The 25,637-nt window shown below is 72.6% G+C and carries 20 protein-coding genes and 1 pseudogene; 8 read left to right on the top strand and 13 right to left on the bottom strand.

Features of this window, described 5'->3' with window-relative positions:
* Nucleotides 1-76: 76 nt before the first annotated feature.
* Nucleotides 77-769 carry an HAD family hydrolase gene (locus OG618_RS02245; protein WP_329485410.1) on the bottom strand — a complete coding sequence of 231 codons (693 nt, stop codon included), beginning with the start codon at nt 767-769 and terminating at the stop codon, nt 77-79.
* Between the two features lie 84 nt (nt 770-853).
* Nucleotides 854-1,468, bottom strand: a complete 615-nt coding sequence (locus OG618_RS02250; protein ID WP_329485411.1) for a TetR family transcriptional regulator — start codon at nt 1,466-1,468, stop codon at nt 854-856.
* Nucleotides 1,469-1,644: 176 nt separating this feature from the next.
* On the opposite strand from OG618_RS02250, the gene OG618_RS02255 reads away from it, so the two are divergent.
* The 4 genes and pseudogenes from OG618_RS02255 to OG618_RS02270 all read left to right on the top strand — a co-directional run bounded on the left by OG618_RS02255 (nt 1,645) and on the right by OG618_RS02270 (nt 4,891).
* The gene (locus OG618_RS02255; protein ID WP_329485412.1) at nt 1,645-2,580 is read left to right on the top strand and encodes an oxidoreductase; all 936 of its coding nucleotides are present in this window, start codon (nt 1,645-1,647) and stop codon (nt 2,578-2,580) included.
* 178 nt (nt 2,581-2,758) lie between these two features.
* Nucleotides 2,759-3,679: an HD domain-containing protein gene (locus OG618_RS37965; protein ID WP_442906735.1), complete on the top strand. Its 921-nt coding sequence runs from the start codon at nt 2,759-2,761 to the stop codon at nt 3,677-3,679.
* Between the two features lie 45 nt (nt 3,680-3,724).
* Nucleotides 3,725-4,042 (top strand): annotated as a pseudogene (locus OG618_RS02265) (alpha-N-acetylglucosaminidase TIM-barrel domain-containing protein); the annotation flags it as partial.
* Between the two features lie 21 nt (nt 4,043-4,063).
* Nucleotides 4,064-4,891, top strand: coding sequence for an alpha-N-acetylglucosaminidase C-terminal domain-containing protein (locus OG618_RS02270; RefSeq protein WP_329491985.1), 828 nt, complete (start codon nt 4,064-4,066; stop codon nt 4,889-4,891).
* A 135-nt stretch (nt 4,892-5,026) separates the two neighbouring features.
* On the opposite strand, the gene OG618_RS02275 is transcribed toward OG618_RS02270, so the two are convergent.
* The gene (locus OG618_RS02275) at nt 5,027-5,257 is read right to left on the bottom strand and encodes a hypothetical protein (protein ID WP_329485413.1); all 231 of its coding nucleotides are present in this window, start codon (nt 5,255-5,257) and stop codon (nt 5,027-5,029) included.
* 772 nt (nt 5,258-6,029) lie between these two features.
* Between OG618_RS02275 and rph the strand changes: the two genes are divergently transcribed.
* A complete protein-coding gene (gene rph / locus OG618_RS02280) occupies nt 6,030-8,627 on the top strand; it encodes a rifamycin-inactivating phosphotransferase (RefSeq protein ID WP_329485414.1) in 2,598 nt (865 codons plus the stop codon).
* Between the two features lie 78 nt (nt 8,628-8,705).
* Here the strand turns inward: rph and OG618_RS02285 are convergent, their stop codons facing one another.
* The gene (locus OG618_RS02285; protein WP_329485415.1) at nt 8,706-9,929 is read right to left on the bottom strand and encodes a saccharopine dehydrogenase family protein; all 1,224 of its coding nucleotides are present in this window, start codon (nt 9,927-9,929) and stop codon (nt 8,706-8,708) included.
* Nucleotides 9,930-10,094: 165 nt separating this feature from the next.
* Here OG618_RS02285 and OG618_RS02290 point away from each other — a divergent pair, with 165 nt between their 5' ends.
* Nucleotides 10,095-11,354, top strand: coding sequence for a pyroglutamyl peptidase (locus tag OG618_RS02290; RefSeq protein WP_329485416.1), 1,260 nt, complete (start codon nt 10,095-10,097; stop codon nt 11,352-11,354).
* Nucleotides 11,355-11,429: 75 nt separating this feature from the next.
* On the opposite strand, the gene OG618_RS02295 is transcribed toward OG618_RS02290, so the two are convergent.
* The 8 genes from OG618_RS02295 to OG618_RS02330 all read right to left on the bottom strand — a co-directional run bounded on the left by OG618_RS02295 (nt 11,430) and on the right by OG618_RS02330 (nt 21,616).
* Nucleotides 11,430-12,197 carry an isocitrate lyase/PEP mutase family protein gene (locus tag OG618_RS02295; protein WP_329485417.1) on the bottom strand — a complete coding sequence of 256 codons (768 nt, stop codon included), beginning with the start codon at nt 12,195-12,197 and terminating at the stop codon, nt 11,430-11,432.
* Nucleotides 12,194-12,811, bottom strand: a complete 618-nt coding sequence (locus OG618_RS02300) for a hypothetical protein (protein WP_329485418.1) — start codon at nt 12,809-12,811, stop codon at nt 12,194-12,196. Before OG618_RS02300 ends, OG618_RS02295 begins: the two co-directional genes overlap by 4 nt.
* A 134-nt stretch (nt 12,812-12,945) precedes the next feature.
* A complete protein-coding gene (locus OG618_RS02305; protein ID WP_329485419.1) occupies nt 12,946-15,036 on the bottom strand; it encodes a transglycosylase domain-containing protein in 2,091 nt (696 codons plus the stop codon).
* 598 nt (nt 15,037-15,634) lie between these two features.
* Nucleotides 15,635-16,411, bottom strand: a complete 777-nt coding sequence (locus OG618_RS02310) for a 3-oxoacyl-ACP reductase (protein WP_442906737.1) — start codon at nt 16,409-16,411, stop codon at nt 15,635-15,637.
* Nucleotides 16,408-17,781: an aldehyde dehydrogenase family protein gene (locus OG618_RS02315; RefSeq protein WP_329485421.1), complete on the bottom strand. Its 1,374-nt coding sequence runs from the start codon at nt 17,779-17,781 to the stop codon at nt 16,408-16,410. Before OG618_RS02315 ends, OG618_RS02310 begins: the two co-directional genes overlap by 4 nt.
* Entirely contained in the window at nt 17,778-18,515 is a 738-nt protein-coding gene (locus OG618_RS02320) for a gamma-glutamyl-gamma-aminobutyrate hydrolase family protein (RefSeq protein ID WP_329485422.1), read from the bottom strand. The genes OG618_RS02315 and OG618_RS02320 overlap by 4 nt, the downstream gene beginning before the upstream one ends.
* Before the next feature lie 174 nt (nt 18,516-18,689).
* On the bottom strand, nt 18,690-20,045 hold the full coding sequence (locus OG618_RS02325) for a glutamine synthetase family protein (RefSeq protein WP_329485423.1): 1,356 nt from the start codon (nt 20,043-20,045) through the stop codon (nt 18,690-18,692).
* The gene (locus tag OG618_RS02330) at nt 20,042-21,616 is read right to left on the bottom strand and encodes an amino acid permease (protein WP_442906738.1); all 1,575 of its coding nucleotides are present in this window, start codon (nt 21,614-21,616) and stop codon (nt 20,042-20,044) included. The genes OG618_RS02325 and OG618_RS02330 overlap by 4 nt, the downstream gene beginning before the upstream one ends.
* 225 nt (nt 21,617-21,841) lie before the next feature.
* On the opposite strand from OG618_RS02330, the gene OG618_RS02335 reads away from it, so the two are divergent.
* Together OG618_RS02335 and OG618_RS02340 are read left to right on the top strand one after the other, a co-directional pair.
* On the top strand, nt 21,842-22,591 hold the full coding sequence (locus OG618_RS02335; RefSeq protein ID WP_329485424.1) for a FadR/GntR family transcriptional regulator: 750 nt from the start codon (nt 21,842-21,844) through the stop codon (nt 22,589-22,591).
* Between the two features lie 411 nt (nt 22,592-23,002).
* Entirely contained in the window at nt 23,003-24,928 is a 1,926-nt protein-coding gene (locus OG618_RS02340) for a family 20 glycosylhydrolase (protein WP_329485425.1), read from the top strand.
* Between the two features lie 16 nt (nt 24,929-24,944).
* Here OG618_RS02340 and OG618_RS02345 read toward each other — a convergent pair whose 3' ends face one another.
* A complete protein-coding gene (locus OG618_RS02345; protein WP_329485426.1) occupies nt 24,945-25,604 on the bottom strand; it encodes a hypothetical protein in 660 nt (219 codons plus the stop codon).
* Nucleotides 25,605-25,637 lie beyond the last annotated feature (33 nt).

A 25,637-nucleotide genomic window follows, 5' to 3' on the forward strand; every position in this document is an offset into this window, starting at 1 on the left:
GGCGAGACCCCGGGGGCAGCGGTAGCACCGCTCGACCGGGACGCGCGTACCCCGGGACGCGCGGACGCCGCGCGCCTCAGTCGAGCAGGTCGAGTACCGCCGTCAGCGCGCTCGGGCGCCGGTCCGCGGGCAGGGGGTCGACCAGGTGGACCGGGCAGCCCAGGGCCGCGGCGCCACCGTCCGCGACGCGGTCGTCGCCGACCATCAGGACATCGCCGGGCGGCAGTCCGAGCCGGTCGCAGGCGGCCCGGAAGAGCGCCGGGTCCGGCTTCTGGATCCCGTGCTCGAAGGAGAGGACGTAGGCGTCGACGAGGCGCTCCACACCGTGGTCGCGGAAGACCGGGCGCAGGTCCCAGCCGATGTTGCTGACGACGGCGACCGGGATGCCCCTGCTCCGGAGCTCCTTGAGGGTGTCCTCGGTGTCGGGGTAGGGCCGCCAGGCGGCGGGGACGCGGTGGCGGTCGTACAGCGCGTCGACCAGTTCCGGGTACGGCAGCGAGGCCTGCCGCGTGAGAGCGGTGTAGGCGGCGCGGTGCTTCTCCGCGCTCAGGTCCCGCTCACTCCACAGCACCTCCAGCTCGGAGGGCAGACGGCGCGGCGCGGGCCCTCCCGGCTGGGCCCCGGCCGCCTCCAGGCGGTCCGCGCAGAGGGCGAGTTCGCCCTCCGCCAGCTCGTACCCGGCCTCCGTCACCACCGCTCGCAGCCACTGCGCGGTCGGCTCGATCCGGAAGAGCGTCCCGGAGAAGTCGAACATGACACCCTTGATCATGCCCGCGATCTTCGCCGCACCCGCGGGCCGGACGCAAGCCCGTGGGCACGCCCGGGCACCTCGACCGTCGCGGTCCGGACGCCGTCACGCCCACGGGGCCCCGACCGCGTCGAGGGCCGGGGCCAGGACGGCGAAGGCGTGGTCGATCAGCGCGGCCGGGTCCTCGGTGCCGTCGCTGTCGCTCCATCGGCGGAGCACCGTGTCGAAGGCGGACAGCGCCATCCCCGCCGCGAGGGGCGGGTACATCGCGGTGGCGGGATCGAGCCCGAGGCGGGCGGCCAGCTCGGCCGCCAGCTCGTCTCGCCACTGCGCCTGCCGTTCCAGGAAGCGGCCGAGCAGCGCGGGCGTCCGCACGATCAGCTGCACCACGCGCAGGGCGCGGTCACCGTGGCCGGCGTGCTCCGGGCCGTCGGCGCAGGCGGCGAGCGTGGTCCAGACCGCGTGACGGAGCGCCACGGAGGGCGGTTCCGCGGCGGGGCGGGCGGCGAGTTCGGCGCACATCCCGGGGCCGAGATCGGCCAGCACCTGGACGACCACGTCCTCCTTCGAGGCGAAGTACCGGAAGAACGTCCGCTTGGACACCCCGGCGGTGACCGCGATCTCGTCGATCGTGACGGCCTCGAAGCCCTTCTCCGCCAGCAGGAGCAGAGCCGCCTCGGCCAACTCGGCGGCGACGAGCCGGCGTTTGCGCTCGGCCATGCTCAGACCGGGGCGGCCGGCGGGCCGGGTCGGTTCGGGACGGTCCGGGGCAGGACGGTCCGGAGCGGGGCGGTCCGGAGCGGGGCGGGAGGTCACCGGGTCATGGTAGCGCGATGCCCTGGGTGGCACTCGGGCGCATCTTGACACCAAGTGACAGCAACGTCAGCATGTGTCGCATGACTGAACATCAGAAGTGGACCGCCGAGCAGATGCCGGACCAGACCGGGAGGCTCTTCGTCGTCACCGGCGCCACCAGCGGCCTCGGCCTCGCCACCGCCCGCGCGCTGTCCCACCGCGGTGGCCACGTCGTGTTGGCGGTGCGCGACGAGGAGAAGGGCCGGCGGGTGGTCGCGGAGCTGCGCGCCGACCAGCCCGGCGCACGACTGGAGGTGCGCCGACTCGACCTCGCCGACCTCGCCTCGGTCCGCACCTTCGCCGCCGGCCTGCGCGCCGACCACGGCCGGCTGGACGTCCTCGTCAACAACGCCGGCGTCATGGCGCCGCCACGCACCTTGAGCGCCCAGGGCCACGAGCTGCAGTTCGCCGCCCATCACCTCGGCCACTTCGCCCTCACCGGGCTGCTCCTCGACCTGCTCGCCGAGGGCCGCGACCCCCGGGTGGTCACCGTCACCTCCCTCAACCACCGGCGCGGGCGGATCCGCTTCGACGACCTCGCCGGTGAGCGGCACTACGCGCCGATGGCCTTCTACAACCAGTCCAAGCTCGCCAACGCGGTCTTCGGCCGGCAACTGCACCTGCGGCTGACCGCCGCCGGGAGCCCGGTGCGCAGCCTGCTCGCCCACCCCGGCTTCAGCGCCACCGACATCGTCACCGGCACACCGACCGCCCTGTACCGCTTCCTCTTCGGCCGGCTGGCGCGGCCGCTCGGCCAGCACCCCGACCGCGGCGCACTCCCCCAGCTCTACGCGGCGACCCGGCCGGGACTGGCGAGCGGCGAGTTCATCGGCCCGAGCGGCCTTGGCGAACTGCGCGGCGCCCCGGTTCGGGTCGCACTCGCACCCGCCGCGGCCGACACCGAGACCGGGCGCCGGCTCTGGGAACTGTCCGAGCGGCTGACCGAGGTCCGGTACGGGCTCCCGGACGCCGGTTGAAGGGTCGTCAGCACTCCTGACGGGCAGCTGGTCGACGAAAGGACTCCATGGTGGACCTCCGGACACCTCGACCGAGGACTGGGGGCCGGGGGGCCGGGGGGCCGGGGGGCCGGGGGGCCGGGAGGAGCGTTACGGCAAACCCCCTGAATCGTCCGATACCACCGGCTACCCTGTCGCGGTGACGACCTCCCGAGCACTGTCGATCGCCCTCCAGGACACCGACCGGCCCCGGCTGCGGCCGCTGCCGATCGAAGCAGCCGAACTGCTGCACGATGTCGACGCTCCGCCACGTCTGGTCGCTCATCTCCGCGTGGTCCACGACGTCGCGGGGCAACTCCTCGAATGGCTCGGCACCCGCGGCCTCGATCTGGGGATCGACCCGGATGCCGTCCTGTTCGGCGCCGCCACGCACGACATCGGCAAGACGCTGCACCCCGCCGAGCTGTCCGCTCCGGGCGCACGGCACGAGGAGGCCGGCCGGGACCTCCTCCTCGCCCGGGGCGTCGATGCCGACCGGGCACGCTTCGCCGCGACGCACGCCGCCTGGGCCACCGAGGCGGCCGGGACGGAGGACCTCCTGGTCAGCCTGGCCGACACGAGCTGGAAGAACAAGCGCGTCCCCGGGCTCGAAGACCTCGTCGTCGCCAGGCTCGCCGCGGCGAGCGGGAGGCCGGCCTGGGAGGAGTTCACCGAGCTGGACACCGTGCTCACCCGCATCGGCGACCGGGCCGACGAACGGCTCGCCTTCCAGCTCGCCCACCCCACGGCGGGGGGCAGCCCACGGCTGACGGACCTCACCCACGCGCTCGCCGACTGGTTCGCCGCGAACGAGCCGGCTGTCCGCGCACGCGGGATCGCCACCGAACTGGGGCACTCCCCGGACGACGGCCGGCTCAAGAACAGCGCCTGGCTGACCCTCGAAGCCGGCCGCCGGGCCATCATGATCACCGTCTGGAGCAGCGGCGAGACCGAACTCGACGACGTGGACCTCGACACCGGCGACAACCGCCCCGAGCACCGGGACCTGACGACCGCTCAGGAGCTGCACGACATCCTCGCGTCCGCCCTCGACCGGGCCGACCCCGGCACCGACGCCTGACCGCGCGGAAGGGGGCGGGGCCGCCTACCGTGGCACCCGCAGGCCACCTGGGCGATCCTGGGCTGGGAGAGCAACCCGTCGGGCGCCGTGCTGTCGGGGGTGGACCGCGGCCGGATGCTGATCCTGGACGGCCTGGCCGACCGCTACGACGGGCTCGACCGCGAGCCGCAGTGGCAGGGCGCCCCGTACGCCTTCGGGACGATCCCGAACTTCGGCGGCCACACCTCGCCGGGAGCGAACTCGGCCGTGTGGGTGCGGCGGTTCCAGCAGTGGCGGACCAAGCCGGGCAGCGCACTGCAGGGCATCGCGTACCTGCCGGAGGCGGTGGGGACGGATCCTGCGGCGTTCGAGCTGTTCGGCCGGCTCGCCTGGGAGCCCGCCGGGATCGATCAGGCCGCGTGGTTCGCCGCCTACGCGGCGCGCCGCTACGGCGCGGTCGACCCGCATGCGGCGGCGGCGTGGGAGGCCCTTCGGCAGGGCCCGTACAGCATGCCGTCCGGCCGGTGGAGCGAGGCGCAGGACAGCCTGTTCGCGGCGCGCCCGAGCCTGACCGTGGCGACCGCCGCGACGTGGAGCCCCCCGGCGATGCGCTACGACCCGGCACGGGTGCGCGCCTCGCTCGACGAACTGCTGCTGGTGGCACCGGCGTTGCGGTCCTGCGACGCGTACCGGTTCGACCTGGTGAACGTCGCCCGGCAGGCGCTGGACAACCGGGCGCGAGCGCTGCTGCCGCAGATCGCGAGCGCCTACCACGCGCGGAACCGGACGCTGTTCCGGTCGCTGGTGCGCGAGTGGGAGGCCGACCTCGCGCTGGTCGACCGCCTGTCCGGGACCGACGCGCGGTCCATGGTCGGGCCGTGGATCGCCGCCGCCCGCTCGTGGGGCGCCGACGCGGCGGAGCGCGACCGGCTGGAGTACGACGCACGGTCGGTCCTGGCGAACTGGAGCGGCCGCGTCCCGAGCGACGTCCACGGGCTGCACGACTACGCGAACCGGGAGTGGGCGGGCCTGGTCGCCGGCCTCTACGCCCGGCGGTGGAGCTCCTACTTCTCGTCGCTGGACGAGGCTCTGACGAGCGGCGCGCCGCCGGCGTCGATCGACTGGTTCGCCATGGACGACGCATGGTCGCGGCAGACCGCGCCGCTTCCGACCTCCCCCTCGGGGGACCAGGTGGACCTGGCGCGGGAGGTCGCGAAGGCCCTGCCGGGCTGAACGGGGCGGTGAGCGCCACCCGTTCCACGCGGTTCCGACAACGGCCGGGCCCTACCGGTGACATGCCCCCCTCGGCGGACCGCGGGGCCGGCACCCTTCCGGGTACCGGCCCCGCGGGTCAATACAGCTGGCGGATCAGTAGAACCAGACGGAGAGGCGGGCCGTGTTCGGGGCCGCGTCACAGAAGTAGGTGACCGCCTGGCCCGACGACACGTAGGCCTTGCCCGCGGTCTCGCACGCGGCAGCGCTCGGGTACATCCCGATGTAGGTGAAGCCGGTCGCCTGGGCGGCCGGGGCCGCCAGGAGCGCGCCACCGGCCAGGACGCCGGCCAGGGCCACGGAGGAGACCACTCTGCGAATCGCCATGATGGTGTAGTCCAATCTCGTAGAGGAACACCTGGAGGCCGCACCCTCGCTGTCTGAAGGGGAGCCTCCACCAGTCCCGGCACCTGCGGCAATGGGCCTCGGGAAGTTCGGCCGGAAGCCATCGGATCATGGAGCACCGCAAACCGGAACCGGCGCCGCCACCTGTGAAAACGCCTACACAACCCACCCGGGTCCGACGCGGCTCGGCCGAAAACAGCAGCACCGCTGGTGCGGACCCGGCACGTGCCCACCTCACGCACCACGCCGGGCGAACCACCCCACCCGCCCCACCCGCTCCACGTCCGAATCCGGCGGACGGCGGTGGGCCCGCACGTGCGAGAAGCTCGTCATTCCATCGGACGGGAATGGGCCCGGAAATGGCGAAGGCAAGGAGAAGACTCTCCTTGCCGTTATCAAGATATAGCGCAGCGGGGGGCTTGCCGCAAGGCCCCCGGCACGGTGCAGAATCGTCGGCCGAAGCCACCACCTGCGGAAATCGGGGTGCGCCGGCCGTGTGTCGCTGTCGACGCACGGCGGGCACGGTGGCGTCGAATCAGTGGCAGGACCAGAGTCGGGGCCAGCGGCGGGACCAGCGGTGGAGTCGCCGGTGCCCGGTGCGGATGCGTGGGGGCACGCCCCGGCCGACACGCCGGCGGAACGGCCGGCGGGAATGAGGAACGTGCTCGACAGGAAGTTCGACGAAATCGCGGGCGCCGGTGATCCGACCGGCCGCCGCAGCGCAAGGGAACACGGCTGCCCCGGAGGTACGGCAATGAGTGAGCAGTACGTGCGGGATCTTCATGAGCTGGACGAGAGCCAGAGCGCGGTCGTCGGTGGCAAGGGCGCGCACCTGGGCGCGCTCTCGCGGATCGAAGGCGTCCACGTACCGGACGGCTTCTGCGTGACGACGGACGCCTTCCGGCGGATCATGGCGGAGGCTCCGTCGATCGACGGTCTGCTCGACCGGCTCTCGCGCCTTGACCCGGACGACCGCGAGGGGGTCCGCACCCTCAGCGCGCGGATTCGCCGGGCCGTCGAGGAGATCGCCCTCCCCCACGACCTCGCGGCGGAGATCACCGGCGCACTCGGCCGGTTCGGCGAGCGGGCCGCCTACGCCGTCCGCTCCAGCGCGACGGCGGAGGACCTGCCGACGGCCTCCTTCGCCGGCCAGCAGGACACCTATCTGAACGTCGTGGGGCCGGCGGCGATCCTCCGGCACGTCAGCCTGTGCTGGGCCTCGCTGTTCACCGAGCGGGCGGTGGTCTACCGCCGGCGCAACGGCATCGACGACCGTACGGTCCGGATGGCCGTGGTCGTGCAGCGGATGGTCCTCCCGGAGGCGGCCGGCATCCTGTTCACGGCCGACCCCGTCACGGGCGACCGGACGGTCGCCACCGTGGACGCCGGTTTCGGCCTCGGCGAGGCCCTGGTCTCCGGGCTGGTGAACCCGGACGTCTTCAAGGTGCGGGGCGACGAGATCGTCGTCCGGACGATCGCCGCCAAGCAGCGCGCCCTGTACGCCCTGCCGGGCGGCGGTACGCGGGAGGTGGCGGTCGAGCCGCGGCGCCGCGAGCAGCCCGCGCTGACGGATGCGCAGGTCCTCCGGCTCGTGCGGCTCGGGCGGCGGATCGAGGCGCACTTCGGCACCCCGCAGGACATCGAGTGGTGCCTGGTCGACGACGGCTTCCGGATCGTGCAGAGCCGGCCGGTCACGACGCTGTTCCCCGTCCCCGAGCGCGGCGACCGGGAGAACCACGTCTACGTCTCCGTCGGTCACGGTCAGATGATGACCGACCCCATGAAGCCGCTGGGGTACTCCATGTGGCAGCTGACGGCCATGGTCGCGATGCACGAGGCCGGCGGCAGGCTGTTCGTGGACGTCACCCCGCGCCTCGCCTCGCCCACCGGCCGGGTCGCTCTCCTGGACCTCATCGGGAGGGGCGATCCGCTGGTCAGGGACGCGCTGGAGACCGTCCTGGACCGCGGTGACTTCGTCCCGACGGTCCCGGACGCGGCGCCCGTCGGCCCGCCGGCCGGTGGCGCGCCCACCCCGATCGCGACCGATCCGGCGATCGTCACCGGGCTGATCGAACGCAGCCGGGCGTCCGTCGCCGCTCTGGAGCGCGACATCCGGACGAAGACCGGACCGGCGCTGTTCGACTTCCTGCTGGAGGCCTTCGAGGAGCACAAGCGGGTGCTCAGCGACCCGCTGAGCCTCCAGGCGATCATGGCGGGGATGGAGGCCACCTGGTGGCTCAACGACAAGCTGCGGGAGTGGCTGGGCGAGAAGAACGCGGCCGACACCCTGACGCTGTCCGCCCCCGACAACGTCACGTCGGAGATGGGGCTGGCGCTGCTCGACGTCGCGGACGTGATCCGCCCGCACCCGGAGGTGGTGGCGTTCCTGCGGGGCGTCGGGGACGAGGACTTCCTGGACGACCTGGCGAAGCTCGCGGGCGGGACCGAGGCGCGGGACGCCATCGAGGCCTACCTCGACCGGTACGGCATGCGCTGCGTCGGCGAGATCGACATCACCAGGCCGCGGTGGCGCGAGCGCCCCGACACGCTGGTGCCCGTGATCCTCGACCACGTCCGGAACTTCGAACCGGGCGCCGCCGCACGCCGCTTCGAGCAGGGGCGGCGGAAGGCCGAGCAGAAGGAACAGGACGTGCTCACCCGCCTGCGGGCCCTGCCGGAGGGGGACCTCAAGGCCGCCGAGACCAAGGCGATGATCGACCGGGTCCGCACCTTCATCGGGTACCGGGAGTACCCCAAGTACGGCATCATCAGCCGCTACGCCGTCTACAAGCAGGCCCTGCTCCGGGAGGCCGAACGCCTGGTGGAGGCCGGTGTGCTGACCGAGCGGGAGGACGCCTTCCACCTCACGTTCCAGGAACTCCACACCGTCGTGCGAACGCACCGGGTGGACGCCGGGCTCCTCCGGCGGCGCGAGGACGCGTTCCGCTCGTACCACGCGCTCACGCCGCCCCGGGTGCTCACCTCGGACGGTGAGGCCCTCACCGGGTCGTACCGGCGCGACGACGTGCCGGCCGGGGCCCTGGTCGGCGTACCGGTGTCCGCCGGGACGGTCGAGGGAAGGGCCCGTGTCGTCCTCGACATGGCGAAGGCCGATCTCGAAGCGGGCGACATCCTGGTCACGGCCTTCACGGACCCCAGCTGGTCGCCGGTGTTCGTCGGCATCGCGGGGCTGGTGACGGAGGTGGGCGGCCTGATGACCCACGGCGCGGTCATCGCCCGGGAGTACGGCCTGCCGGCCGTCGTCGGCGTCGAGCGGGCCACCCGGCTGATCCGGGACGGGCAGCGGATCCGCGTGCACGGGACCGACGGGTTCGTCGAGATCCTGTCCTGACCGACGCCCCGGCCCGGCCGGGGCGGGGCGGGGCGGGGCGGGCCGGGGCGTTGGGCCCTGCCGTCGTGGTGCCCGGCGCTAACCCCGGCTCGGGGCGGTGGTCGGCGGAGCGTCCAGGACGGTGAAGCGCAGACCGGCCGCGGTCAGGCGGTCGATCAGCGCGCTGCCCATCGCCACCGCCGGGGTGACCTGACCGGCGGTGGGCGGCAGTTCGTCGTAGGCGAGGCTGAGCGCCGACTCGGCGAGCATCTTGGCGGTCTCGGTGTAGCCCGGGTCGCCCCCGGACACCTCGGTGAAGACCCGGTGCCCGGGGCCGGTCTCGCCGACGAAGCGGACGGTGAACCAGGAGGCCGCGCGCTGCTCGGCACCGGGCCCGGCGCCGGGCTTGCGCAGGCCGGTCAGCGCCCTTCGCAGCGGTGGCAGTTGGGCGGCGAGCGCCAGCAGGGCGAGTCCGGCGCCGCCGGCCAGCAGCACCGGGAGCCGCCGGACCGCCGCGTAGTGGCCGTAGCGGAAGACCGGGCCGTAGTCCGGCCGTGCGGCGGCCGAGCGGGCGACCACCAGCGGATCGATGGTGGGCATCGGCACCGCCCAGGCGCGGGCCTCGGCCGACCGCCGGACCGGGCCGGCCTTGGCGCTGATCCTGCGGCCGGCCGGATGGGGGTCGGCGGCGCGGCGCTCCCGCGCGGCCCGGGCGGCCGCGCGGGGACGGGACATCACGGTCAGCGCGGAGGCGAAGGTGCCGCCGGAGAACGTCCCGCCGGCCCGGACGAAGCCCCGTACCGAGACCGCGGCGCCGTCGGGCAGGGCGCCGAGTTCGCGCATCCGCTCCAGGGTGAAGAGCACTCCCAGGTCGTGCGGCACCGAGTCGAAGCCGCAGGAGTGCACCAGCCGGGCACCGGTCTCGACGGCCCGGCGGTGGTGCAGCAGGTACATCCGGTCGACGAACTCGGGTTCGCCGGTCAGGTCGACGTAGTCGGTGCCGGCGTCCGCGCAGGCGGCCACCAGCGGCTCCCCGTGACTGAGGTAGGGGCCGACGGTGGAGACCACCACCCGGGCCGCGGCCGCCACCTCCCGCAGCGAGCCGGGGTCGGTGGAGTCCGCGATGAGCAGCGGGAGGTCGGCGCAGCCCGGCTCCAGGGTGGCGAGGTGCGCGCGCAGCGCCTCCAGCTTGCCCCGGGTGCGGCCGGCCAGCGCCCAGCGGCAGCCGGCCGGCGCGTTCCGGGCCAGGTACTCGGCCGTCAGTGCGCCGGTGAAGCCGGTGGCACCGAACAGGACCAGGTCGTACGGGCGTTCGGCGTCCATGAGCGTTCCCTACCGGGCGGTAATGACGGAGCGCCTCACGCTAGGGACCGGGGCACGACGGTGTCAACCGTCCACGCCGGGGCCCGGCGCCGCCGGCAGCGGCGGGGCAGGCCGCCCCGGGGCGATCTGGCGGAGCGTCAGCAGACCGATGTAATGTCACACTTCATGACATGCACCCGCTATCTCCTGGCCGCGAGCCTCGTCGGCGCGCTCGCCCTCCCCCTGTTCCCGACCAGCGCGGCGGCCCAGGCCCAGCCCGCCTGTCGCACCGCCACCGCGCCCCCGGTCGACGCCGAACAGGCACGGCTGGCGGATCCGAGGGCGGCCGCCTTCACCGAGCGGGCCGGGCTCGGTGACTTCGTCGGGAGGTTCCCCGCCGCCCTGTGCTCCGCGCGGAACGCCGCCGAGGCCCGGGAGCTCGTGGACGCCTGGGGCCGGGCGCTCTGGCGGGCGGCGGTGGACCGCGCCCAGGACCGGCGGCGCGGCGGCGACCTGCCCGCCCGGGACGACCGCCCGCTCTACTGGACGCGGCTGGCCATGACCGTCCGGCTCGCCCAGTGGCAGCCCGCCTTCCCCGTCGACACCGCCGACCTCCGCTCGCGGTTCGAGGACGCCTCCCGCGGGCTGCTGGACAACGAGTTCAGCGGGACGCCGGGCCTGCGCCGGGTGTTCGTCAGCGGCTTCGACCCCTTCGGCCTCGACGGCGAGCTCCGCCGTGCCAACCCCTCCGGAGCCGCCGCCCTACGGCTGAACGGTCTGCGGATCACCCTGGCGGACGGCACCCGGGCCGAGATCAGGGCCGTACTGCTCCCCGTCCGCTACGCCGACTTCGACCACGGCATCGTCGAGCGCGCCTTCGGTCCGCGCCTCTCCCCCGGCCCGCGGTCCGCCGACCAGATCACCACCATCAGCCAGGGCTACCCCGGGCTGTTCACCGTGGAGGCCTGGGCCGGCCGCGCCCGCTCCGCCGACCCGTACCCGGACAACACCGGCACGCTCTCCGGCGGCACCCGGGAGCACCCGGTGACCGCCCCGGGCATGGGGCCCGGTGCCGAGTTCATCGCCACCACCCTGCCCGCCGCGGCCATGACCGCCGTGCAGCAGCCGTACCCCGTCCAGCTGAACACCGTGGTCACCGAGATCCCCGCCGGGGGCGACGCGCCGGTCGACCGCGAGGACGGTCCCACCCCGGGCTCCCGGGCCGTCGAGGGCGGGGGCGGCGGGTACCTGTCCAACGAGGTGGCCTACCGCTCCAACCGACTGCGGCTGGAACTCGCCCCGCGGCTGCCCGGCGGCCACCTCCACACCCCCGTGCTCACCGGCCTCCCCGAGCACGCCGACCGGCTCACCGGCCCGGACCTGGAACGGAACGAGGCCGCGATCACCGACGAAGTCCTCGACATCCTCCGCCACGCCACGCCGTGACCTCCCCGGACCGCCGGGGCGTCCGGCGCCGGCCCCGTGCGGCGGCGTCGGCCACCCCGGCCGGTCGGCCCCGGGCTAGCCGCTGAGCGCGTCGACCTCCACGTAGCCGGGGATGCCGGCGGGCAGCTGTCCGCCGTCCCGGACGGCGACCGCCGTGCCGACCGCGGCGCCCAGGGCCGCACGGAACAGCAGGGAGCCGGTGCTGACCCGGCGCACGCCCAGCTCCGCCAGCCGGTCCAGGCCCAGCGCCGGCAGGTGCAGGACGTTCACCGGGACCGGCACCGCGGCCGTCACGGCGGCGATGTCCTCCTCGCGCGCCAGGCCGGGCACGAAGACGCCGTCCGCGCCCGCGTCCACGTACCGTCGCGCCCGGTCCAGCGTCGCGGGCACCGAGGCCTCGACCCCGAGCCAGTAGGTGTCCGTGCGGGCGTTGAGGAAGATCCCCGGCGCCCGGCGCTTCACCTCGCGGACCAGCGCCTCCTGCGCCGCGGGGTCGGCCAGGTGGTCGTCGCGGCCGTCCTCCAGGTTGACCCCGGCGACTCCCAGCTCGGCCAACTCGACTGCCAGGTCGCCCACTTCGGCCGGGTCCGTACTGAAGCCGGCCTCGATGTCGACGGTGACCGGACAGGGCAGCCGGACCAGCCGCCCGGCCAGTGCCACGGTCTCGTCCCGGGCCAGGCCCGCGGCGTCGGGAATGCCGTTGGCCGCGGCCACGCCGAGGCTGGTGGTGCCGATGGCGGCGAACCCGGCGGCGGACAGCGCCGCGGCCGAGGCGAAGTCCCAGGCGTTGGGCAGCAGCAACGGCCGGTCCGCGTGGTGCAGGGCGTGGAAGGCGGTGGTCATCGGGCCGTCGCCTCCACCAGGCCGGCCGCGAGGGCGAGCGCGTGCGCACGGCCGGGGCAGGCGTGCGGGCCGGCGCCGAACGGTTCGTCCGCCAGGCCGACCTCCACGAGCGTGCCGTCCGGCGCCACCCGGCGGGTCAGGGGCACCGGCGGATCGGTGCGCCCCGCCGCCGTGTGGGCCACCAGGGCCTTGGTCGCGTCGCAGGCCTGGACGAGCAGCCCGATCCGGTTGGCCGTGGCCTCGTCGGCGACGCCTCCGCACACCTCGACCAGCCGGGCGAGCGCCCGGTCCGCCTCCTCCGTGACCGCGGTGTGCGGCTGGTACGACGCCGCCACGACGGCGACGTCCCCGGCCACCTCCGGCGGCAGGCCGAGCGCCTCGGCGAGCACCTCGACCGGCCCGTCCCCCCGCTCGGCCGCCCGCAGCCGAAGAGCGTCCGGGTCGACGGACGCCAGCTCGGCCTCCGCCAGCGCACGTCTGCGACGGTGGGCCGCGCCGCTGCTGAAGCGCGCGACGGACGACCTCAGCCAGGCGACGCCGCCCGGCGGGGAGTCGGGGACCGGTGGGACGAGGAACTCCGGGTCGGTCAGCACGGCGTGACTCAGCAAAGGCATGGCGCCAGGCTAACGGGCGCCTCCGACACCGCCCCTGAGCCGCCGGGCTGCCGGGCCGCCCGGTTGTCCGGCAGCCCGGCGACGGGAGAACCACGGCGGGTGGTCGGGGCGCGCACCCCGACCATCCGCGGGCGTCAGTGCTGCGGACCGGCCGGGGTGGTGGCCGGCGGAGCGGACGGCGGGGTCGAGCCGCTGGCACTGGGGTCGGTCTTCGGCGCCGGGTCGGGGATGTCGGCCATCTTCAAGGACTTCTTCGGCTCCCCGCGAAGGGCCAGGTTCATCGCCAGCTGCCAGATCGGGCCGGGGCCGTCGGCGCCGAACACCTCCGAGAAGTGCTTGCCCCCGATGGTGATGTTGCGCATCTCGACACCGCCGGCCGGCCCGCCGAGCCAGACCGACGTGGCGAGCTGCGGGGTGTAACCGCTGAACCAGGCGGCCCGCTTCTTGTCCGAGGTGCCGGTCTTGCCGGCGATCTGCCGGTCGCCCTCCAGGTTGAGCGCCGAGCCGGTGCCGTCCGCGGTCACGCCGTTGAGGATGGTGTTCAGCACCTGGGCCGTCGAATCGGAGAACGCCTGGCCGCAGTTGGCGGCCGGGACGGCGACGTCCTTGCCGTCCACGGTGGTGATCTTGTTGATCGCGGTCGGGGCGCAGTACTTGCCCCCGGCGGCGAAGGTCGCGTAGACGTTGGCCATGGTCAGCGGGCTCATCTCCTCCACGCCCAGCGCCATCGCCGGCACCTCGTCCAGGGGCTTGCCGCTGGCCCGGGTGGTGATGCCGAGCTTGTTCGCCATCTGCTTGACCGAGCAGAGGCCGATCTCCTGCTCCATCTGCACGAAGTAGGTGTTGATCGAGCGGGCCATCGCCTCCTTCAGCTGGTAGGGGCCCTTCTCACTGGCGGACTCGTTCGGCACCACCGTCTTGGGCTTGTCGGTGTTCTTCCAGGTGCCCGCACAGGTCTTCATCGTCGGGTACTCGAGCTTGTTCGGGGAGGAGTACTCGGTGACCGGCGACAGGCCCGCCTCCATCGCGGCGGCCGCGACGATCGGCTTGAAGGTCGACCCGGGCTGGAAGCCGTTGCCGCCGCCCATCGCCGCGTCTACGTTGAGGTTGACGACCGTCTGGTTCTTCTTCGCGTCCAGGCCGTAGGGGCGGGTCTGGGCCATCGCCAGGATCTTGCCGGTGCCCGGCTCCATCATCGTCGCGGCGGCCGACACCGAGTCGGTGACCTTCACTTTGGTGGTCACCGCGTTCTGGGCGGCGGCCTGCTTGTCCGGGTCCATGGTGGTGTAGATGTTGAGACCGCCCTGGTCCCAGAACCTCTTCCGCTCGGCGGCACTCGCGCCGAACGCCGGATCCTGCTTCACCGCGTGCCGGACGTAGTCGCAGAAGAAGCCCATGCCGGCCTGCGCGGTGATGCAGCCGTTCTGCGGCTCCCGGTACTGCAGACCCAGCGGCGCGGCCTTCGCCTCCTTCGCCTGGTCCGCGGTGAGGTGCTTGTTCTCGACCATCTTGTCGAGCACCACGTTCCGGCGCTTCACCGTGTTCTCCGGAAAGCGCACCGGGTCGTACAGCGAGGGGTTCTGCACCATGCCGGCCAGCGTGGCGGCCTCGGCGACGGTGAGGTCCTTGTTGCTCTTGCCGAAGTAGCGCTGCGAGGCCGCCTCCACCCCGTACGCGCCGTGACCGTAGAAGGTGATGTTCAGGTAGTTGGTGAGGATCTCGTCCTTCGTCATCTCCTCTTCCAGTTTGATGGCGACCTTCAGCTCCTGGATCTTGCGGCCCAGCGTCTTGCGCTGCGCCTCCAGGACGGCCGCCTGGTCCTCGCCGGCCTTCTCCACGTTGACGTTCTTCACGTACTGCTGGGTCAGCGTCGAGGCACCCTGCGAGGCGGTGCCGCTCTCCGCGTTCTTGCCGGCCGCCCGCAGCACGCCCTTGAGGTCCACGGCGCCGTGCTCGTAGAACCGCGCGTCCTCGATGTCGACCTGCGCCTGGCGCATGAACGGGGACATCTGGTCGGCGGGAATGACGGTGCGGTCGCGCTCGTAGACCTTGGCGATCAGCCCGCCCTTGGCGTCGAAGATCTGCGTGGCCTGCGTCAGCGGCGGCGTCTTGAATTCGCCCGGAATGTCCTCGAAGCTCTCCGCCGTGCTCTTGGCGGTCAGCCCGAACGCGCCGACGGCGGGCAGGGCCACACCGGCCAGCAGCGCACCGGACACCACGCTCACGCCCAGGAAGGTCCCACCGTGGCGGACCAGCCGCAGCGGCGAACTTCGCGCCGGCGGGTTCTCTCCGGCGTCGGACGCATTCCATGTCGGGGGAAGTTGAGAAGCCATGCCGGAATGCTAGCGCCCATTTCTGACGCATCGAACGATCAGTCGAACGGTAATGTCCCGGCCGTGTCACAGATACCCGGAGCCTGCCCGTGAATTCCGCCGCGTATTTCTTCGGACGGCATGCGGAAAAAGGGTCTCCGGTGAATTCCCGAGAAGACCCCGCCGATGAGGAGAACGCTGACGAACCACCGGTCCGGCGACGACCGGGCGCCGACACCCGCCCCGGGTCCGCGTGTCCGTGACTACACCTGAAGCACCCCTCCCCCTCACAGCACCCTGACATCAGGTAGATGCGGTGAGCGGGTCGAAAGGTTGCACCCACACCGGGTTTCCGCTTCACGGTGGCCGGAGCCTCATGCCGGAGCGTTCTCACGGAGTGCCCACGCGAGATCGCCGCGACGTCGCCCCCGGACGCCACGGCCAGTAATCGTCAAGCGGCCGGCCGGCGCACCCCGTGGTGCGCCGGCCGGTCCTGGCGGTGCGGTGGGAACTACTGCGGGGTGACGTAAGCGCCGGAGATGCCGCCGTCGACGAGGAAGGTGTTGGCGGTCATGAAGGACGAGTCGTCGGAGGCCAGGAAGGCGACCGCCGCGGCGATCTCCTCCGGCTCGGCGAAGCGGCCGACGGGGATGTGGACGAGGCGGCGGGCGGCGCGCTCCGGGTCCTTGGCGAAGAGCTCCTGGAGCAGCGGGGTGTTGACCGGCCCCGGGCAGAGGGCGTTGACCCGGATGCCCTCGCGGGCGAACTGCACGCCCAGCTCGCGCGACATCGCCAGTACCCCGCCCTTGGAGGCGCTGTAGGAGATCTGCGAGGTGGCGGCGCCCATCACCGCCACGAAGGAGGCGGTGTTGATGATCGAGCCCTTGCCCTGGCGCTGCATGTGCGGGATCGCGTACTTGCAGCAGAGGTAGACGGAGGTCAGGTTGACCTCCTGGACGCGCTTCCAGGCGTCCAGGCCGGTGGTGAGGATCGAGTCGTCGTCCGGCGGGGAGATGCCCGCGTTGTTGAAGGCGATGTCGAGCCGCCCGTACTCGTCCACGGCCTGCTGGAAGAGGTCGCGGACGGCGTCCTCGTCGGTGACGTCGGCCTGGATGAAGAGGCCGCCGACCTCGTTGGCGGCCTTGGACCCGGTCTCAGGGTCGAGGTCCACGCAGACCACCTTGGCGCCCTCGGCGGCGAACCGCCGGGCGGTGGCCAGACCGATGCCGCTGCCCGCGCCGGTGATGACGGCCACCCGGCCGTCGAGTCGCTCGCTCATGCTGATCATTCCTCCGTGGAGATGAAGACGTTCTTGGTCTGGGTGAAGGCGGCGAGGGCGTCCGGGCCGAGCTCGCGGCCGAGCCCGGACTGCTTGAAGCCGCCGAAGGGCGTCGAGTAGCGCACCGAGGAGTGCGAGTTGACGGAGAGGTTGCCGGCCTCGACGCCGCGGGAGACCCGCAGTGCGCGGCCGACGTCCCTGGTCCAGATGGACCCGGAGAGGCCGTACTCGGTGGCGTTGGCGATCCGCAGCGCGTCCTCCTCGTCGCGGAACGGGACGACGGTGACGACCGGTCCGAAGATCTCCTCGGTGAACGCCGGGTCGTCGTGCCGGACGGGCGCCAGCACCGTCGGCGGGAACCAGAAGCCGGGGCCGTCCGGGGCGGTGCCCCGGAACGCGACCGCCGACTCGTCCCGGACGTAGGAGGCGACCCGGGCGTGGTGGGCGGCGGAGATCAGCGGGCCCATCTCGGTCTTCTCGTCGGCCGGGTCGCCGACCCGCACGGCCCGGACGGCCGGCTCCAGCAGCGCCATGAACTCGTCGTGGACGGAGGCCTCGACGAGGATCCGGGAGCGGGCGCAGCAGTCCTGGCCGGCGTTGTCGAAAACGGCGTAGGGGGCGGTGGCGGCGGCCTTGGCGAGGTCGGCGTCGGCGAACACGAGGTTGGCGCTCTTGCCGCCGAGTTCGAGGGTGACCGGCTTCACCTGGGCGGCGCAGCCCGCCATGATCTCCTTGCCGACCCGGGTCGAGCCGGTGAACACCACCTTGCGCACGTCCGGGTGGGTGACGAAGCGTGCGCCGACCACCGGGCCGCGGCCGGGCAGGATCTGCAGCACGCCCTCGGGGAGGCCGGCTTCGAGGGCGAGTTCGCCCAGCCGCAGGGCGGTGAGGGGGGTGAGTTCGGCGGGCTTGACGATGACGGTGTTGCCGGCGGCCAGCGCCGGGGCCAGGGCCCAGGCGGCGATCGGCATCGGGAAGTTCCAGGGCACGATGACGCCGACGACGCCGAGCGGTTCCTGGAAGGTGACGTCAAGGCCGCCGGCCACCGGGATCTGCCGGCCGAAGAGCCGTTCGGGGGCGGCGGCGTAGTACTCGATGACGTCGCGGGCGTTGCCGGCCTCCCAGCGGGCGTTGCCGATGGTGTGGCCGGCGTTGGCCACCTCCAGGGCGGCGAGGTGCTCCCGGTCGCCGTCGACGGCGGCGGCGAAGGCGCGCAGCAGCCGGGCCCGGTCGGCGGGGGCGACCCGGCGCCAGGTGTCGAAGGCGGCCCGGGCGCGGGCGACGGCGGCGTCGGTCTCGGCGAGGCCGGCCAGTTCGACGGTGCTGATCACCTCCTCGGTGGCGGGGTTGACCACCTGGTAGAGGTCGGGGTCGGTCATCGGGTCGTCTCCCTGGGGCGTGCGGAAGCGTGATCGGCGGGAAGGCGGCTCGCCTCGACGAGCGCGCGGAACAGGCGCGGGTCGTCCGGGTCCGTCTCGGGGTGCCACTGGACGCCCAGCGCGAAGCGCTGGCCGGGCAGTTCGAGTGCTTCGACCGTCCCGTCGTCGGCCCGGGCGGTGACGCGCAGCCCGCTTCCGGTGCGGTCGGTGGCCTGGTGGTGGTAGCAGTTGACCTCGGCGGCCGGTCCGAGGACGGCGGCCAGTCGGCTGCCCGCCTCGACGTCGACGCGGCGGCGGACGAACTCGGCCGGGACGATCTGGTGGCTCCGCTCGGGCAGGTGCTGCCGGAGGGTGCCGCCGAGGGCGACGTTCAGCAGCTGCATGCCGCGGCAGACGCCGAGCACCGGCAGGTCGCGGTCGAGGGCGCCGCGCAGCAGGGTCAGCTCCCAGTCGTCGCGGGCCTGGTGCGGTGGGCCGGTCCGCGGGTCGGCCTCGGCGGCGTAGCGGGCGGGGTCGATGTCGGGTCCGCCGGCCAGCACCAGGCCGTCCAGCGCGTCCAGCAGAGGGCCGGCGTCGCCGGGCTGCGGCGGTAGCAGCACGGGCGTGCCGCCCGCCGCGGCGACGGAGTCCACGTAGGTCTGCGGGACGAGGCTGGCGCGCTGGCGCCAGACGGACCAGGCGGCCTCGTCCTGGTAGCTGGTGATGCCGATCAGGGGGCGTCGGTCAGGGTTCACGGTCGCTCTCTGTGGTCACGGTCGCCGGAGGCGGGTCGGTGTCGGGCGGGGGCATCGGTGTCGGGCGCCCGGGGGGGGCGGGTCGGTGTCGGGCGGGGTCGTCGGTGTCGGGCGCCCGGGGGCGGGTCGGTGTCGGGCGGGGGCATCGGTGTCGGGCGGGGTCGTCGGGCGCGGTCACAGCCGTTCGAAGCCGCGGCGGCGCTCCCAGTCGGTCACCGCCCGGTCGTAGGCGGCGAGTTCGACCCGGCCGGCGTGGGCGTAGTGGCGGACGACGTCCTTGCCGAAGGCCTCACCCGCGGCGGCGCTCCGCTCGAAGGCGGTGACCGCGTCGCGCAGGTTGGCCGGTACCCGGGGGGCGTCGGAGGCGTAGGCGTTTCCGGTGAACTCCGGTTCGAGTTCCAGCTGTTGCTCGATGCCGTGCAGGCCGGCCGCGATCAGGGCGGCGACCGCGAGGTAGGGGTTGACGTCGCCGCCGGGGACGCGGTTCTCGAAGCGCAGCGAGGGGCCGTGGCCGACCACCCGCAGGGCGCAGGTGCGGTTGTCGCGTCCCCAGGCGATCGCGGTGGGCGCGAAGCTGCCGGGTACGTACCGCTTGTAGGAGTTGACGGTGGGGGCGAACAGCAGCGCGAAGTCCGCGAGGCAGGCGAGCTGTCCGGCCAGGAAGTGCTCCATGGTGCGGGAGAACCCGTTCGGCCGGTCCCCGGCGAACACCGGCGCGCCCTGTTCGTCGCGGAGGCTGAGGTGGATGTGGCAGGAGTTGCCCTCGCGCTCGTCGTACTTGGCCATGAAGGTGAGGCTGTAGCCCTCCTGCGCGGCGATCTCCTTGGCGCCGGTCTTGTAGACGGAGTGGTCGTCGCAGGTGGTGAGGGCGTCGGCGTACTTGAAGGCGATCTCGTGCTGGCCGAGGTTGCACTCGCCCTTCGCCGACTCCACGGTGAGGCCGGCGCCCGCCATGCCGTTGCGCAGCCTGCGCAGCAGGGGTTCGATCCGGCCGGTGCCGAGGACGGAGTAGTCCACGTTGTACTGGTTGGCCGGGGTGAGCTTGGTGTAGTCCTTGTCCCAGGCCTGTTCGTAGGTGTCCCGGAAGACGATGAACTCCAGCTCGGTGGCGGCCTGGGCCTGCCAGCCGTACCCGGCCAGCCGGTCCAGCTGGCGGCGCAGCACCTGGCGCGGGGAGACGGCGACGGGCGTGCCGTCGTGCTGGGTGATGTCGCACTGGACCATGACGGTGGCCGGGTGCCAGGGCACCGCGCGCAGGGTGGCGAGGTCAGGGCGCAGGGTGAGGTCGCCGTAGCCGCTCTCCCAGGAGGAGATGTCGTAGCCGTCCACGGTGTTCATGTCGATGTCGACGGCGAGCAGGTAGCCGCAGCCCTCGGCGGCGTTCGGGACGACGTCGGTCAGGAAGTAGCCGGCGGCGACGCGTTTGCCCTGGAGGCGGCCCTGCATGTCGGTCATCGCGAGCACGACGGTGTCGACGGAGCCGTCGGCCACGCGGGCGCGCAGCTCGTCGAGGGTGAGCCTGCTGTTCAACGGATCTCCAGTTCGGCGTCTTCGGCGTCCGGTGCGGCGGGCCCCGGCGGGGTCTCGTGGATGCGGGGGCCGGTGAACCAGTGGCGGGCGGAGGCGAGCCACCAGAGGCCGGCGAAGCCGACCACCGCGGTGACGGCGACGGGCGTGTAGTTGAAGCTCTCGGCGGTGATCGGGCTGACGGTGGGGAGCATGAACAGGACGGTGATCACGGCGGTCCAGCCGACCGCGACGGTGCCGATCACCCGGCTCCAGCGGCCCAGGTGCCACGGGCCGCGCGGGAAGGCCTCGCCCTGGCGCAGCCGCAGGTAGACCGGGATGACGTAGGAGATGTACAGGCCGATGACCGAGATCGAGGTGACGGCGGTGTACGCGGTGGAGTTCCAGAGCGCGGGCAGGCCGAGCAGGAGCGCGCCGCCGGTCGCCAGCCAGACCGCGTTGGCGGGGGTCTGGGTGCGCGGGTCGATGCGGTGCCAGAGGGCGGAGCCGGGCAGTGCGCCGTCGCGCGAGAAGGCGTAGATCATGCGGGAGTTGGCGGTGACGGAGGCCATGCCGCAGAAGAACTGGGCGCCGATGACGATCAGCAGGAGCAGCTCGGCGCCGTTGGTGCCGATCGCGTCGATGAAGATCTGGGCCGGCGCCACCCCGGTGTCGCTGTGCAGCGCGCCGTCGTAGTCGCGGATGGCGAAGGTGATGCCGAGCAGCAGGATCCAGCCGGCCACCAGGGAGACGGTGATGGCGTTGACGATGCCGCGCGGGCCGGAGCGGGCCGCGTCCTGGGTCTCCTCGGTCATGTGCGCGGAGGCGTCGTAGCCGGTGAGGGTGTACTGGGCGAGGAGCAGACCGAGCATGGCCACGTAGAGCTGGTTGTGGAAGCCGGTGTTGTTGACGAACTCGGTGAGGACGAAGGACGCGGAGGCGTGCCGGTCCGGCACGAGGACGAGCACCCCGACGATGACGGCGACGCCGACCAGGTGCCACCAGACGGACAGGTTGTTGAGGAAGGCGACGAGCCGCACGCCCCGGGTGTTGAGCAGGCCGTGCAGCACCAGGATGACGGCGAAGATCTCCACGGTGTGCGCGGGGCCGGCTGCGAAGCCGAACTGGAGGCTGAGGAAGGCGTTCGTGAAGAAGGCGGCGCCGTAGTCGACCCCGGCGGTGACCGCGACTTGGCCGAGGAAGTTGAACCAGCCGGTGAACCAGCTCCACGCCGGGCCCCGGCTGCGGGCGAGTTTGGCGGACCAGTAGTAGAGGCCGCCGGCGGTCGGGTAGCTGGAGCAGATCTCGGCCATCGCCAGCCCGACGCAGAGCGTCAGCAGGCCGACCACCGGCCAGCCCCAGATGATCATGGCGGGTCCGCCCGCGTTCATCCCCGTCCCGTACAGGGTGAGGCAGCCGGACAGGATCGAGACGATGGAGAAGGAGACGGCGAAGTTGGAGAATCCCGACATCGAGCGGGCGAGCTCCTGGGTGTAGCCCAGCTCGCGGAGGCGTTGTTCGTCGGCGGAAACGGGTGGTGCGCCGTCCGGAAACACCGGCGGGGCAGGGTGGTCGGGTGAGCGTTCGTCGGTCATGGGCACCCCTGGGGGTTGAGGGTGTGCCGGGCCGTGCGCGACCACGGCGGTGTGGTGCGCGGCTCCCGGCGGGTCAGACGGTCGGGCGGCTCTCCAATGGTCTGGAACCAGACCATTGAGGTGGGTGAGCAGCATCGTTCACCCAGCGGCAGGGCCGCGTCAAGGGCTCCGGGGGCGCGAGTCGGAAGGTGCGTACCGGAGGGCGCTCATAGGTACGATTCCGGCGTGGACGTCGACGAAGCACGCGAACAGGCGCGCCTGGACTGGCAGGCCGGGGCGATCTTCCGGCCCGTCCGGACCGGCAACGCCTTCGAGGAGACCGTCGAACGCCTGCTGCAGGCGATCAAGCTCGGGGTCTTCGGGCACGGCGACCGGCTGCCCGCCGAACGCGACCTCGCCGCCCGGCTCGGGGTCAGCCGCGAGACCCTGCGCGAGGCCCTCCACACGCTCCAGGAGGCCGACTGCGTGGAGTCGCGCCGCGGCCGCTACGGCGGCACCTTCGTCACCTACCGGATGCCGCCGCCGGACGTCGGCGAGCTGCGCCGCGCCGTCCGCGACCTCGGCGGCGAACTGGAGGACGCGCTGACCTACCGCCTGGTGCTGGAGACCGGCGCCGCCGAGGCCGCCGCCCGGCGCACCCTCTCCCCCGACCAGCGCGCCTACCTGGAGCGCCGGCTGGCCGACCTGGAGGGCGCACCCGCGGAGCGGTACCGCCAGCTGGACTCGCGCTTCCACCTCGCCGTCGGCGAACTCACCGGCTCGCGCACGCTGGCCACCGGCATCGCCGAGGCCCGGATGCGCCTCAACGACCTGCTGAACGCCATCCCGATGCTCGACCGCAACATCGAGCACGCCGCCGACCAGCACCGGGCGATGGTCCGGGCGATCCTGGACGGCGACGGCGAGGCCGCCCGCCGCGCCACCGAGGAGCACCTCGCCGGGACGGCTGCCCTGCTCCGGGGCTTCCTGGCCTGAGGGGCCGTCACCTACGGCGCCAGCAGCGTCTCGATGGCCAAGGGCAACGGGACGCCGGTCAGGAACAGCAACCTCCAGATCCAGCACGGGACGCTCTCCATTTCCTCCGGCGGCAACCCGCCGCAGGTCCGGGAGCTGTGAGGAACCCCGCGGCACCTGACCGGCGCCAGGCCCCGCCCCCCGCGGTCTCGGGGGGCGGGGGGGCGTCTCATGTGCCTCATGCGCCGGGACCGGGGCCGTCTCATGGACCAGAACCAGCCGAATGACGATTGTTGATCAATGACTGCCAACTGTTGCTCGTAGTCCATTGACATCGATCAGGAGTTTGCACTGTACTTCCGACGCAAGGTGCGTGCTATTGGTCTAGACCATGGGCGTCACAACGCCCTGCCCCACCAAGGAGGATCACCCATGAAGGGTCTTCGACTCCCGGTACGCCTACTGGGCGTGCTCGCTCTGGCCGTCGCGGGGGTGACGGCCACCACCCCGCCGCAGGCGGTCGCGGCGGGCACCGCCCCGCAGACGATCCCCGCGCTCCAGCAGTGGAGTGCGGGCTCCGGCCCCTCGTACACGCTCGGCACCGGCTCGCGGATCGTCACCGACAGCGCCTACGCCTCCCAACTGGCCGACGAATCCGCCGTGTTCGCCGAGGACATCGCCGCGCTGACCGGCATCACCGTGGCCCGGACCACCGGATCGGCCGCCTCGGTCGCGACCGGCGACATCTTCCTCACGCTGGGCTCCGCCGACACCGGCCTCGGCAGCGAGGGCTACTCGCTCACCGTCGGCCCGTCCGTCCGGATCCAGGCCGCGACCGACGGCGGCGCGTTCTACGGCACCCGCTCGGTGCTGCAGCTGCTGAAGCTCTCCCCCACCATCCCGGCCGGCACCGCCCGCGACTGGGCGGCCTACCCCGAGCGCGGCCTCATGGTCGACACCGGCCGCAAGTTCTTCCCCATCCCCTGGCTGCGGAACCAGATCAGGGACATGGCGTACACCAAGCTCAACACCCTGCACCTGCACCTCAACGACACCTTCGGCTTCCGCCTGGAGAGCTCCACCCACCCGGAGATCGTCTCCGCCGACCACTACAGCAAGCAGGAGATCACCGACCTCGTCGCGTTCGCCGCGAAGTACCACGTGACCGTCCTGCCCGAGCTGGACATGCCCGGGCACATGGACGCCGTCCTCGCCGCGCACCCCGAGCTCAAGCTCCGGGCGGCCAACGGAAGCACCCCCGACGGCAGCAACATCGACCTCTCCAACCCCGCCTCCTACGTCCTGATGAAGGACCTGATTACCGAGTTCATGCCGCTGTTCCCCCACGGCACCTGGCACCTGGGCGCCGACGAGTACGGCGTCGACTACGGGTCCTACCCCCAGCTGCTCGCCTACGCCAGGCAGCAGTACGGCGCGAACGCCAAGGCCAAGGACGTCTACTACGGGTTCGTGCGGTGGGCCGACGGCATCGTGCGCGCCGGCGGCAGGACGGCACGCATGTGGAACGACGGCATCAGCGGCGGCGACGGCACCATACCCGTGAACGCCGACATCACCGTCGACTACTGGTACAACCTCGGGATGACCCCTCAACAACTGCTGAACACCGGCCACCGGATCGTCAACAGCTCCTGGACGCCCACCTACTACGTCCTCGGTGGCGCGAAGCCCAACACCACCTACATGTACGAGCAGTGGAACCCGGGGATCTTCCAGAACGGGGGCACGATCGACGACCGCTCGCGCAACAGCGGGTCGCTCCTGCACGTGTGGTGCGACCGGCCCGACGCGGAGACCACGACCCAGATCGCGGCCGGCATCAGGAACCCCCTGCGGGCCCTGGCCCAGCAGACCTGGGGATCACCGAGGCCGGCGGCCTCCTACACCGGGTTCCAGCAGGTGATCGCGGCCGTCGGCGGTGCTCCCGGGCAGCCCACCGACACCGGCCCGGGTGACCTGGCGCTGAACCGGCCGACCACCGCGTCCTCCACCGAGACGGCGGACCTGCCGGCCACCGGCGCCACCGACGGCAGCTACGGCACCCGGTGGTCCAGCCAGTACACCGACCCCCAGTGGCTGCAGGTCGACCTCGGCACCACCCGCACCGTCCACGAGGTGAAGCTGACCTGGGAGGCCGCCTACGCCCGGGCCTTCCGGATCCAGGTCTCCGACGACGCCGTCACCTGGCGCACCGTCTACTCCACCACCACCGGCACCGGTGGAACCAGCACCCTCACCGGACTCGACGGCACCGGCCGCTACATCCGGATGTACGCCACCCAGCGTGCGACCACCTGGGGCTACTCCCTCTGGGAGTTCGAAGTCCGCGGCGTCTAGCTGGTGCGAAAGTGGATCAAGAGGTGGGGTCGACCTCGGAGGTTGTCTGATCTGGCCAGCCTCGTGATAGTGCGAGGCGGCCGGATCGGAGGGCCTCGCGTTGTCCGGCGATCCATTGCGTGACCTGGTCTGCGGAGTCGGTGATGGGCTGGTCCGTGGTATCGATCAGGTGGGTGGACCATCGCCGGTCGTCGGCCGTCCACTCGGTCCAGTGTTGCCAGGCCATCTCCGGCCAGCTGTCGTTGATGATGACGTCGGGCCGGTATCGGGGGTCCCGCGCGTGCTTGCGGTGCCAGTCGGCCCATCCGAGAAAGGCGTCGACCGCCGGCGGGTCCCACCGGCCGGGGTCGCGGTGGGTGAGTCTCCGGCGCCGGATCTCGTCGGACACATCGACCAGGCATACCGCGATGCCGTCCAGCAGTGGCGCCGAAGGCACCGCCAGGACTTCCCCGAGCGGGGACTGGCCGGTCAGCAGGAGATCGAGTCCGTGGTCCTGGTACTCCAGCGCGCGACGCACCCACATCTCGGTCATGCGGTTGCGCCATTGACGGTCGGCGCCTTCCGGCACGCCGAGTTCGTCGAAGTCGTGCACGACGGCCTTCTCAAGTCGTTCGCCCACGGCGTTGGCGAGCGTGGTCTTGCCCGAGCAGCTGGAGCCGGTCAATTTGAGCAGCATCGTGCCAGGGTGTCAGGTGAGGTGGGTCCTCCC

The organism is Kitasatospora sp. NBC_01246 (genome assembly GCF_036226505.1).
Taxonomy (GTDB): domain Bacteria; phylum Actinomycetota; class Actinomycetes; order Streptomycetales; family Streptomycetaceae; genus Kitasatospora.